The following is an 11,121-nucleotide window of genomic DNA, read 5'->3' as shown; positions in this document are numbered from 1 at the left end:
CCGCGCAGGCCACCCCCGCGGCGGTCGCGGCCCCGGTCGTCGCCCCCGCCGCGGCGGCCGCGCCGGACGTGTCCGTCGACGAGGTGCCGGTCGACCTGACCGAGCCGGCGACGCCGGCGCCGGAGCCCGCCCGCGTCGTCAGCGACGTCATCGAGTCGGACACGTTCCAGACGGTGGGCGTCACGTGGGCCGCAGGCAGCGCGGTCGGGGACGTGGCACCGCAGGTCCGGACGCGCGACGGCGACACGTGGAGCGCGTGGGTGCCGCTGGGCACCGCGGACGAGAGCCCCGACAGCGGCACGGTCGAGGACCGGCSCCAGGTGCGCGACGGCACGCCGTCGCTCTGGGTCGGTGACGCCGACGCCGTGCAGGTCTCGCTGGTCGTCGCCCCCGACGCGGCGCCCGCCGACCTCCAGGTCACCCTCGTCGCGTCCGACCCGGTGCCGGCGAGCGCGGCGCCGCTGTCCGGCGGCCACGCGGGCGTCCCGGGCGCGGGCACGGTGCAGGCCGCCGCGCTGCCGACGGCGGTCTCGTCGCAGCCCGCCATCATCAGCCGGGCCGCCTGGGGTGCCCGTGCCCCGGCGTGCGCGCCGGACGTCGCCTCGCGGCTGGTCGGTGCCGTGGTGCACCACACCGCCGACGGCGACTACGGCACGGTCGCCGACGCGATGCAGGCGCTGCGCAACGACCAGCGGTACCACATCGAGTCCCGCGGCTGGTGCGACATCGGCTACAACTTCGTCGTCGACAAGTGGGGAAACATCTACGAGGGCCGCGAGGGCTCGCTGACCAAGGCGGTCATCGGCGTGCACGCCGGCGGCTTCAACACCGCGACGGTCGGCATCTCGATGCTCGGCAACTACACCTCGCAGGCCCCCACCGGCGCGCAGCTCGACGCCGTGGCCCGGGTCGCGGCCTGGCGGCTGGGCGCCTACGGCGTCGACCCCACCGGATCGGTCACGTACTACACGCTGGGCGGCGAGAACTCGAAGTACCCCGCCGGCACCACGCTGACGCTGCCGACGATCTTCGCGCACCGCGACGTGGCCTTCACGGCCTGCCCGGGCGACATCGGCTACCAGTACATGAACACCATCCGTGGCCTGGCGCGGCAGTACTGGGACGCGTACGGCGCGAGCGGGCTGGGCGCGAACCTGGTGAAGTCGGCGGCGAGCCCGTCGGTCTACCTGGCGACCGCGCACCACAAGTACCGGCTCACGGACGTGAACGTGCTCGCCGCGTTCGCACCGCTCGGCCCGGTCGCGGTGGTCGACCAGGGCGCGCTCGACGCCCGGACCAGCGGCGTCGAGCTCGGGCGCTTCATCCGCGACCAGTCCGGGGAGATCGACCTGGTCGACTCCGGCACGGTGCACCGCGCCGGCGACTGTGCCGAGCTCGCGGCCTGGGGGGCCAGCTGCGCGGACTTCCCGACGATGGCCCTGCCCGACCCGATGGTCGCGCTGCTGGCCCGCGGGCCCGAGCTCACCACCGCCTTCGTGACGCCGACCGGACGGCAGTTCGTCGTGTCCGGCGGGACGCGGTACGAGATCGCCGACGCCGTCGCGCTGCAGGCGTCGCCGGTCCAGCCGAACGGGGCCGCGATCACCCTCGGGGAAGCCGTCGCCGACAACCTCCCGCTCGGCGCACCCATCGTGCGGACCGGGATCGTCGTCCAGGGCCGGGGCAGCGGCGCCGGCGTGCTGCTCGACCGGGCCGCCGGGCTGCGGATGTCCGCGGCCTACATCGCGACGGCGCGGATCGGCCAGGCGCTCCCGCTGCGCCCGCTCGACGACGCCAGCGTGGCCCTGCTGCCCGCGCCGCGCGGCGACCTCACCGGCGTCCTGCGCGCGCCCGACGGGCGGCGGGTCGCGCTGACCATGGGCGGCTCGGTGGTCCTCGCCGTCGACCAGGTGCCGGGAGACCCCGGGGTCGCGGTCGACACCGCGCTGATCACCGCGCTGGCGCCCGGCGGACCGGTCAACCCGCTGTTCGTCCGGTCCGTCGAGTCGACCGACCTGTTCGTGCTCGCCGCCGGCGTGAAGCGCCCGGTGCCGACGATGGAGGTGGCCTACGCCCTCGCGGCCGGCTCCCCGCTGGTCGTCGCGCTGGTGCCGCAGGCCGCGCTCGACGACGTGACGTCCGGTCCGCCGCTCCTGGCCCCGGCCACGCTGGTCAAGGTCGCCGGAGCGCCCTCGGTCTACGTCGTCGACGGGCTCTCGAGGCTCGTCCACCTCCCGTCCTTCGAGATGGCGCGCTCGGTCGGTCTCCCGACCGGGTACACCGAGATCCCGTCGGCGTCGACGACCGGGTACACGGTGGCCGCGCAGCCGCTCGGCACGGTCTGGCGCTGCGGGACGCAGGACGCCGTGGCGCTCGGCGGCCGGATGGCGCCGATCCCGGCCGGGGTGGTCGCGAGCGACGGCGCGCCCGCGACCACGATGGACCCGCTGACCTGCGCGCACACGCTCTCGACGACGTCCTGGAGCGGACCGGTCTTCGTCCGGGCGACCGGGTCGACCGCGCTGTTCGTGCTCGCCGGCGGCGTGAAGCGCCCGGTGCCGACGATGGCCGTCGCCTACGCGGTCGCGGCCGGCTCGCGGTTCGTCCTGCAGGAGGTGCCCGCCGCCGGGCTCGCGGCCGTGCCGACCGGCGCGACCCTGCTGGCGCCGGGCTCGCTGGTGAAGGTGGCCGGCGCGGCCCCCGTGTACGTGGTCGACGGGCTGTCCGGGCTGGTGCACCTGCCCTCGTTCGACGTCGCGCGCGCGGTCGGGATCTCGACGACGTTCACGGAGGTCGCCTCCGTGACGGGCTACACCGTCGCGGCGCAGCCGCTGGGCACCCTGTGGCGCAGCGGCGGCCGGGACTACGTGGCCATCGGCGGGAGCATGGCGCCGATCCCGGCGGGCGTCGTCGCCACGGGCGGGGCGCCGGCGACGGCCGTCGACCCGCTGACGCTCGGCGTGGTGCCGCGCGGCGGGGCGTGGGGCGGCCCGGTGTTCGTGCGGTCCACGGGCGCGCCGGCGCTGTACCTGCTGAGCGGGGGGACGAAGCGGCCCGTGGCGACGATGGACCGCGCGTACGCGCTCGCCGCCGGCTCCGGTCTCGTCGTCGCCCTGGTGCCGCAGGCCTCGCTCGACCTCGTCCCCGCGGGCCCGGCGGCGTGACGGCCGCGGCCTGAGCGGACGGTACGCTCGCACCTGCTCGTCACCGGATCGCAGGGAGTGAAGCAGTCGTGTCCACCGTTCGCAACGTCGAGGTGAGCGGCGCCGACGGTACCGCGCCCGCCGCCGACCGGACCCCGCGCCGCAGCTGGTGGCTCGGCGACCAGGGACGCAGCGTCCTCGCCTACCTCGCCGCGGTGCTGGGCACCATCGGGTTCACGGCGTGGGCCGAGCGGCTCTGGCTCGCCGACCTGCACGTGCCGTTCCGTTACTACGGCGACGCGATCGCGGTGTCCGCGCACGTCAAGACCACGCTGCAGACCGGCTGGTACGAGTACCAGCCCCTGCTGGGCGCCCCGGCCGGGCAGAGCTATCACGACTATCCGGCGGCCGACAACCTGCACCTGCTGATCATGAAGATGATGGGCTGGGTGCTGCAGGACTGGGCCGTCACGCTCAACGTCTACTTCCTCATCGGCTTCCCGCTCGCCGCGCTCACCGGCATGGTGTTCTTCCGGGCGGTCCGCGTCGGGCGCATCTCGTCGGCCGCACTCGCCATCCTGTTCGCGCTCGCGCCGTACCACTTCATGCGCAGCGAGGACCACCTGTTCCTGGCGTCGTACTACCCCGTCCCGCTCGGCCTGATCCTCGTCGTGCGGGTGCTGCGCGGGCAGCCGTTGTGGACCCTGAACCGGGGGAGCGTGCGCGCGGTGCTCACCAGCCCCGCGCTGGCCACGCTCGCGATCACGGCGCTGGTCTCCTCGGGCGCGTCCTACTACGGCGTGTTCATGGTCGTCCTGCTCGCCGTGTGCGGGCTCGCGTCGCTGGTGCACCGCCGCGACTGGCGACGGTTCGGCGGCGCCGTCATGGCCGGCATCGCGTTCCTGGGCTTCATCGTCACCAACATGCTCCCGGACATCCTGTGGCAGCACAGCCACGGCGACAACGCCGGCTCGCTGGTCCGCAGCGCCGGCGACGCCGAGTTCTACGCGCTCAAGATCACGTCGTTGCTGCTGCCCCAGCCGGGCCACGCGGTCCCGTTCCTCTCGACCGTGCGGGCCTGGTACGACGGGAGCTACCCCCTCGCCTCGGAGCAGCCCGTGCTCGGGGCAGTCGGCGCGTTCGGCCTGGTCGCACTCATCGCGATCGCCGTGCTGCGGGTGCTGCGCCCGATGGACAGCGTCGTGCGGGTCGGCTGGCGGCTGACCACGCTGGTCGAGCTGGCCGGCATCACGCTCATCGCGCTGCTGTTCTCGACGGTCGGCGGCCTGGCCACGATCATCTCGTTCGTCTCGCCGGTGGTGCGCGGCTGGAACCGGATGGCGATCCTCATCTCGGCCCTGACCCTCGCGGCGGTCGGCCTCATGCTCGACGGCGCCCGTGAATGGTTCGCGCGCCGGTCCGGTGCCCGCGCGGCGACGGCGGTCGCGGCCCTCGTGGCGGTCCTGATGGTGCTCGGCGGCGTGTACGACCAGGTCGCCCCGATCCGCCGGCCCGACCACGCGGCGAACCAGGCCGCGTTCGCCGCGGACGGCGCCTGGGTCGCGGACGTCGAGGCGGAGTTCGGCGCCGGCACGATGGTCGCCCAGCTGCCGCACGCCGGCTTCCCCGAGACCGCGCCGGTCAACGGGGTCCTCGACTCCGACCAGCTGCGGCCGTTCCTGCACTCCGACACGCTGCGCTGGACCGGCGGCGGCATCAAGGGCCGCTCCGTGAGCGACTGGATGACCGTCCCCGACGTGGCCGACCCGACGACGGCGGCCGCCCTCCTCGCCGCTGCCGACGCCGGCGCCGCCGTCCTGGACCGTCAGGCCCTGGGCGACACCGCGAGCACGGTGTCGGACGCCTGGCGCGCGGCCGTCGGCGACCCGGTGGTGGTGAGCGCCGACGGGCGGTTCGAGGTCTACGACCTGCGGCCCCTGCGCGCCGCGCTGATCACGACCGACGGTCAGGACCAGGTCGACGCGGCCGGCGACGGCGCCGTGCACCCGACGCTGCCCTACCCGGGCAGCGGGGTGCAGGTGGGCACCGCAGACGGCGGCAGCCTCTGGGTGGGTCCGGGGGACGGGCTCGACATCGTGCTCGACAACGCGAGGTCGTCCGAGGCGCGGGTGCGGCTCACGTTCCGGACCGACCCGAACGAGGGTCCGGTTCACGTGAGCTGGGACGGTGGCTCGCTCGACGTCACGCCCGGCGGGCTCGTGGATGCGCAGGTCCTGGCGCCGTCTGGGCACTCGACCGTCACCGTCCGGCACGTCGACCGGACCGACCTGTCGGCCATCCAGCTGTTCGGCGTGCGCACCGCGCTGCTCGACCGTCCCACCCTGACGATCCCGAGCAGCTGACCGGCGGCGACCCGCCTGCCCGGGTGCGCCGATCGCTAGGCAATCCGGGGTAGCCTGCCCGCGCACCGGCGCACGCCCGGAGCGCGACACGATGGGGGTCCGGTGATGGCGCGGCGTTCGTGGTGGGTGGCGATGATGCTGGTCGTCGCCGTGCTCACGGGGGGACTCGTCGCCGTCGACGTGGCGACCGCCCCACCCTCGTCGGCAGCCGCCGCGAGCGACTTCCGTCCGGGCAACATCATCAGCGACGCCCTCTTCTTCGACGGCTCGGCGATGGGCGAGGGGGACGTCCAGGCGTTCCTCAACGTCAAGCGGCCCACCTGCACCGCCGGCTACACGTGCCTCAAGGACTACGTCACGGCGACGACCAGCCAGGCCGCCGAGGCCGGGCTCTGCGGGGCGTACACGGGGCGGGCCGCCGAGACGGCGGCGCAGGTCATCGCGCACGTCGGCGCCGCCTGCGGGATCAGCCAGAAGGTGCTGCTCGTGCTCCTGCAGAAGGAGCAGGGGCTGGTCACCGCCTCCGCTCCGACGGACGCCCGCTACCGCTCCGCCACCGGCTTCGCGTGCCCCGACTCCGCGCCCTGCGACGCGCAGTACTACGGGTTCTTCAACCAGGTGTACCGGGCCGCGCGCCAGTTCAAGAAGTACGCGCTGACCCCGCAGAACTACACGTACCGCGTCGGTCGGACGGTGAACGTCCTGTACAACCCGGACGCGGCCCGGTGCGGCAGCAGCCCCGTCTTCATCGAGAACCAGGCCACGGCCGGGCTCTACACCTACACGCCGTACCAGCCGAACGCCTCCGCGCTGGCCAACATGTACACGACCGGCGACTCCTGCTCGTCGTACGGCAACCGCAACTTCTTCCGCGAGTTCAGCGACTGGTTCGGATCGACGCAGTTCGGCGCGAACCTGGTGAAGGCGGCGGGCAGCCCGACCGTCTACCTGCTGACCATCGACGGCAAGCACCAGGTGCAGAACCCGGTGATCCTCGACTCGCTGAGCTCGCTGGGCGGCGTCGCGACGATCTCGCAGTCGGTGCTCGACATGCGCCCCACGGGCGTCGCGCTCGGCCGGTTCATCCGGGACCGGGCCGGCAAGATCTCGCTGTTCGACCGCGGGTACCTGTTCAGCGTCCCGGACTGCGCGATGCTGGCCGACTGGGGCGCCTCGTGCGACAGCTACGGCTCGCTCGTGCTCTCCGACGCCCAGATGGCGGGCTTCACCAACGGCGGCGTGCTCTCGCAGTCGTACACGACCGTCGAGGGCTCGTGGTTCTACGTGCACGCGGGCAAGCGCAGCGAGGTCTTCGACGCCGCGTCGCTGGCGCTCGCACCCGCCGCGCCCACGACGCCGACCACCCACCTCAACGATGCTGCCGGCGCCGACCTGCCCATCACCGCGCCGCTGGTGCGGCCGGGCGTCGTGGTGCGCAACGCGGCCACCGGTGCCGGCGTGCTCGTGGACGCGTCGGGGTCGACCCCGGTCAGCGCAGCGCTGCTCGGACAGTCCGCTCTGACGCGGGTGCTGCCCACGCGGACGTTCGACAGCCGCAGCGTGGCCGCCATGACGACCACCGGGTCGACGCTGTCCGGCGTGGTCAAGGCCGCCGACAGCACCCGCTACGGGCTGACCGGGTCCGGCGCCGTCCGCCTGGGCGCCGAGCTGCCGGCATCCGTGACGGGGCCGGTCGTCTCGGCGGCGGTCCTCGCCGCGCTCGCGCCGACCACCCCGTCCGGACCTGTGTTCGTCCGCTCGGCGCAGTCGCCGGCGCTGTACCTGGCCACCGCCGGGACGCGTCGGCCGGTCGCCACGATGGACACTGTCGTCGCGCTCACGGCCGGGGCGCCCCTGACGGTCGTGCTGCTCGAGCAGGCGTCGCTCGACGCCATCCCGCAGGGCGGCCCCGTGCTCACGCCCGGCAGCGTCGTGAAGTCGTCCGCCGGTGCCGACCTCTTCCTGGTCGACGGGTTGACGGTGACGCGGCACGTCCCGTCGTTCGCGCTGCTCGCCCAGCTCGGGCTGAGCGGCTACAAGGAGGTGCCGCCGGCGTCGCTGGCCGGGTACACCGCCGCGCCCGGGCAGCTGGGCACCCTGTGGGCCTGCGGTTCCCAGAAGTACGTCGCCATCGGGGGATCGTTGCGGCCGATCACGGCCGCCGCCGCCGACGCGACCGGTCTGGCGTTCGTGGCCACGGACCCGTCCACCTGCGGTGCGGTGCCCCGCTCGAGCACGCAGATCGCGGGGCCGTTGTTCGTGCGCTCCGCGCAGCTGCCGGACCTCTACCTGGCCAGCGGCGGCAAGCGTCGTGCCGTGAGCAGCATGAGCACGGTCTACGGTCTCGCCGCCGGCGCTCCCGTCGCCATCGCGACGTTCGAGCAGGCCGCGCTCGACGCCCTCCCGCTGGGTGCCCCCGTGCTCGACCCGGGCCGGGCCGTGAAGTCCTCGACGGGCGCCGACATCTACCTCGTCGACGGGCCCTCCACCCTGCGTCACGTGCCGTCGTTCGCGGTCCTGACCGAGCTCGGCGTCACCGGCTACACCACGGTGCCGGCCGCCTCGCTGACCGGGTACGCCGTCGCGCCGGGGGAGCTCGGCACGCTGTGGGCGTGCGGTGCGCAGCGATACGTCGGCACCGGCGGGTCGTTGCGGCCCCTGTCCGCTGCGGCGGCCGACGCGACCGGCCTGCCGTTCGTGGCCATGGACGCGATGACCTGCGCAGCGCTGCCCCGCTCGACGCAGCAGCTCACCGGGCCGCTGTTCGTGCGCTCCGCCCAGTCGCCGGCGCTGTTCCTCGCCGCGGGCGGGACGCGCCGTCCGATCACCTCCATGGACACGGTCTACACGCTCGCCGCCGGGGGCCCGGTGGTCATCGCGACCGTCGAGCAGTCGGTCCTGGACGCTCTGCCGCTGGGGTCGGCCGTGCTGACGCCCGGCCGTGTGGTCAAGTCCGTGGCCGGGCCGGACGTGTTCCTCGTCGACGGCGCCTCGACCCTCAGGCACGTGCCGTCCTTCACGGTGCTGGCCGAGCTCGGTGCCGGCGCCCTGAGCGAGCTGCCCGCCACGTCGTTGACGGGCTACGCCACCGCGGCAGGCGAGCTGGGCACGCTGTGGTCCTGCGGCGGCCAGGCGTACGTCGGTACCGGTGGCTCGCTGCGCCCGTTGTCGGCGGCCGCCGCGACCGCGACCGGGCTGTCGTTCGTCCCGACCGACCCGTCGACRTGCGCCGGGCTGCCCCGGACGGCCGCAGTCCTCACCGGACCGCTGTTCGTGCGGTCCACGGGCTCGCCCGTGATCTACCTGGCGTCCGGCGGACAGCGACGCCCGGTGACGAGCATGAGCACGGTCTACGCGCTCGCCGGCGGAGGTCCCGTGGTCATCGCGACGCTCGAGCAGGCCGTGCTGGGCACGTTGCCGCAGGGCCCGGCGGTCTGAGACCGGCCGCGCCCCCCGAGGCCGGTCAGGGGATGGTGACGGTCAGTGGCTGCGACGCGACGGAGTCCCACACCAGCCGCGCCTCGTAGGTGCCGGACGTGAGCCCGGAGGACGCGATCGTCCCCCACGGGCACGTCGTCACGCTCGCGTCGGCGAGGGACACGGTGGAGACGGTCGTGGTCCCGCTCGGACCGGTGAGCTGGTACCGGCACGTGCCGCCGTCGACGATGACGCCCTGCACGTAGCCGGACATCTCCACACCGTCGGCCTCGAGCGACGCCGCGGCGAGCACGGGGACCGCGTCGCTGGCCGGCGCCGGCGGGTCGGCCGTACTCGTCGCGTCCGGCGAGCCCGTCGTCGCGGTGGGCGTGCTCGACGGCGGGGTGCTCGCKCCGGCAGCCGGCGTCGACGCGACCTGGGTGGGTCCCGCGGTCGGCGTGCTGCGCGGGATCGCCGTGGGGTTGCCACCCGTGCAGGCGGCGAGCGTCAGCGTTCCGAGGACGCCGAGCAGCGCGACCCCCCGGGCGTGGTGCGCGTTCAGCTCGCGGCCTTGGTCGCGACGATCGTGTAGTCCTGCGGACCGAACAGCACGTCGTTGAGGCGCGCGAAGCCCTCGTTGACCACGCGCGCCAGGTCGCCCAGCTGCGGCTCCGCCTTGGGCAGGTGGTAGCCGGTGGCGGGGGCGTGGAACGCGAGGTGGATGTCCCGGAAGCCGGCGCTCTCGCACAGGAACGACGTCAGCGACGGGTGCAGGGGCCAGACGTGCGTGGGGTCGAGGATGTAGCTGTTGCCCAGGACGATGAGCGACGCGGGGTTCGGGGTCTCCGCGACGAAGATGCCGCCCGGCCGCAGCCGGGACAGGGACAGCTGGATGAACTCGAGCAGGTAGTCGAGCTCGAGGTGCTCGAGCACGTGGGCGGAGAACACCGCGCCCAGCGAGCCGGGCTCCTGGGCCCGCAGGAAGCCGAGCGCGTCGGTCTGCTCGACGACGAGGCCGCGCGCGCGGGCCTCCGCGGCCATGCCGGGCTCGGGCTCGACGCCGATGCCGTCGATCCCCGCCTCCCGCAGCGCGTCGAGGAGCTCACCTCGGCCGCAGCCGATGTCGACCACGGGGCCGTGACCGGTGAGGATCGGGATGTAACGCTCGCGCTGCACGCGCAGGATCTCGTCGGGCTCGCCGCGGAAGCGGCCCTCGAACCCGACGTAGTCGAAGCCCGCGGAGTGCGCGTCCGCGTCCCGCTCCACGGGGGCCGCGCTCGCCGCGGGCGTCTCGGTCGGTGCGGGCGTGCCCGCCACGGGCAGCGGAGGAGCGCCCTCGGGGGCGACGAGCGCGGAGTTCACGCGCGAGTCGAGCACCCGCAGGCGCCGGTCGAGCGAGTGCAGCTGCTCGCGCTGCTCAGCGAGCCGGATCGCGGCGGCGTGGATGCCCGCTCCGGGCGCGATCGCGTCGCCGAGCGACTCGAAACGGCGCACCACGTCGCCGAAGTCGGCCTTCTGCAGAGTCTGGTTGATCTCGTTGGCCTGCAGCCGCTGCTGCATCAAGGCGAGGTCGACCCGGCCGCCGGCCGCGTCGAACATCCGGCGCTCCAGCTCGTCGATCCGGCGGTTCGCCTCGTCGAGGGAGCGCCGCTGCGACTCGGTGCTCCGCTGGGCACGCTGCAGCACGGGCTGGATCCGGTTGAGGGCCGGGCGCGCGACGCGACCGACCGACGACCGGACCTTCCGCTTGAGCGACACGGGAGCCGGGGCGGCGACGGCCGGCGCGGGGCGGGCCTCCACGACGGGCTGCTGGTCGGTGGCGGTGCGCAACGCCTGCGTCGCGCCGGAACGAAGCTCGGGGGGGAGCGTCATGACGTACTCCTGAGGGTGTCGAGCACGCTGCTCGCGCGGTGACGGACCACACTGTCCGCCGGCGTGCCGAGGAGATCGAGGGGTTGGGCGAAGCCGTCACGCGGACGGTGCAGTCCGGCGGTCCCGAGGATCTCCTCGAGCTGCAGGACGACGTGGTCCGGGCTGTGCTCGCGCGTGTACAGCGCGCGGCAGGCCTGAGCGTGCTCGGCGAGGGCGGCGGGGTCGGCCAGCAGCCGCTCCGCCTCCTCGTCCGAGGTGGCTGACKCTCTCTCCTTCGGGAGGGGGAGGTCGAGCTCGCGAGCGAGCTCCACCGGAGCCACGACGGG

Annotated in this window: 6 protein-coding genes; 3 read left to right on the top strand and 3 right to left on the bottom strand. The window is 74.3% G+C overall.

What is annotated here, in order from left to right; translation table 11 throughout:
- From ACXJKG_RS14575 to ACXJKG_RS14565, 3 genes are all read left to right on the top strand, one after another.
- Nucleotides 1-3,164, top strand: a 3,164-nt coding sequence (locus tag ACXJKG_RS14575) for a peptidoglycan recognition protein family protein (RefSeq protein WP_456846467.1), incomplete at its 5' end; no start/stop codon positions are given.
- A 68-nt stretch (nt 3,165-3,232) separates the two neighbouring features.
- Nucleotides 3,233-5,506: a hypothetical protein gene (locus tag ACXJKG_RS14570; RefSeq protein WP_456846466.1), complete on the top strand. Its 2,274-nt coding sequence runs from the start codon at nt 3,233-3,235 to the stop codon at nt 5,504-5,506.
- A gap of 105 nt (nt 5,507-5,611) precedes the next feature.
- Nucleotides 5,612-8,944, top strand: coding sequence for a hypothetical protein (locus ACXJKG_RS14565; RefSeq protein ID WP_456846465.1), 3,333 nt, complete (start codon nt 5,612-5,614; stop codon nt 8,942-8,944).
- Between the two features lie 25 nt (nt 8,945-8,969).
- On the opposite strand, the gene ACXJKG_RS14560 is transcribed toward ACXJKG_RS14565, so the two are convergent.
- The 3 genes from ACXJKG_RS14560 to ACXJKG_RS14550 all read right to left on the bottom strand — a co-directional run.
- Nucleotides 8,970-9,236, bottom strand: a complete 267-nt coding sequence (locus tag ACXJKG_RS14560) for a hypothetical protein (RefSeq protein ID WP_456846464.1) — start codon at nt 9,234-9,236, stop codon at nt 8,970-8,972.
- 245 nt (nt 9,237-9,481) lie between these two features.
- The gene (locus ACXJKG_RS14555; RefSeq protein WP_456846463.1) at nt 9,482-10,795 is read right to left on the bottom strand and encodes a class I SAM-dependent methyltransferase; all 1,314 of its coding nucleotides are present in this window, start codon (nt 10,793-10,795) and stop codon (nt 9,482-9,484) included.
- A partial coding sequence (locus ACXJKG_RS14550) for a hypothetical protein (protein WP_456846462.1) occupies nt 10,792-11,121 on the bottom strand: 330 nt, incomplete at its 5' end. The genes ACXJKG_RS14555 and ACXJKG_RS14550, both read right to left, overlap by 4 nt.

The sequence above is a fragment of the Cellulomonas sp. P5_C6 genome (assembly GCF_054049635.1).
The sequence above is the reverse complement of the archived record's forward strand: the minus strand, read 5'-3'. Positions and strand labels throughout refer to the sequence as shown.

What these genes read in the sequence shown, in the direction of transcription:
- ACXJKG_RS14555 (WP_456846463.1), bottom strand. Translation starts at nt 10,795, where the DNA reads ATGACGCTCCCCCCCGAGCTTCGTTCCGGCGCGACGCAGGCGTTGCGC.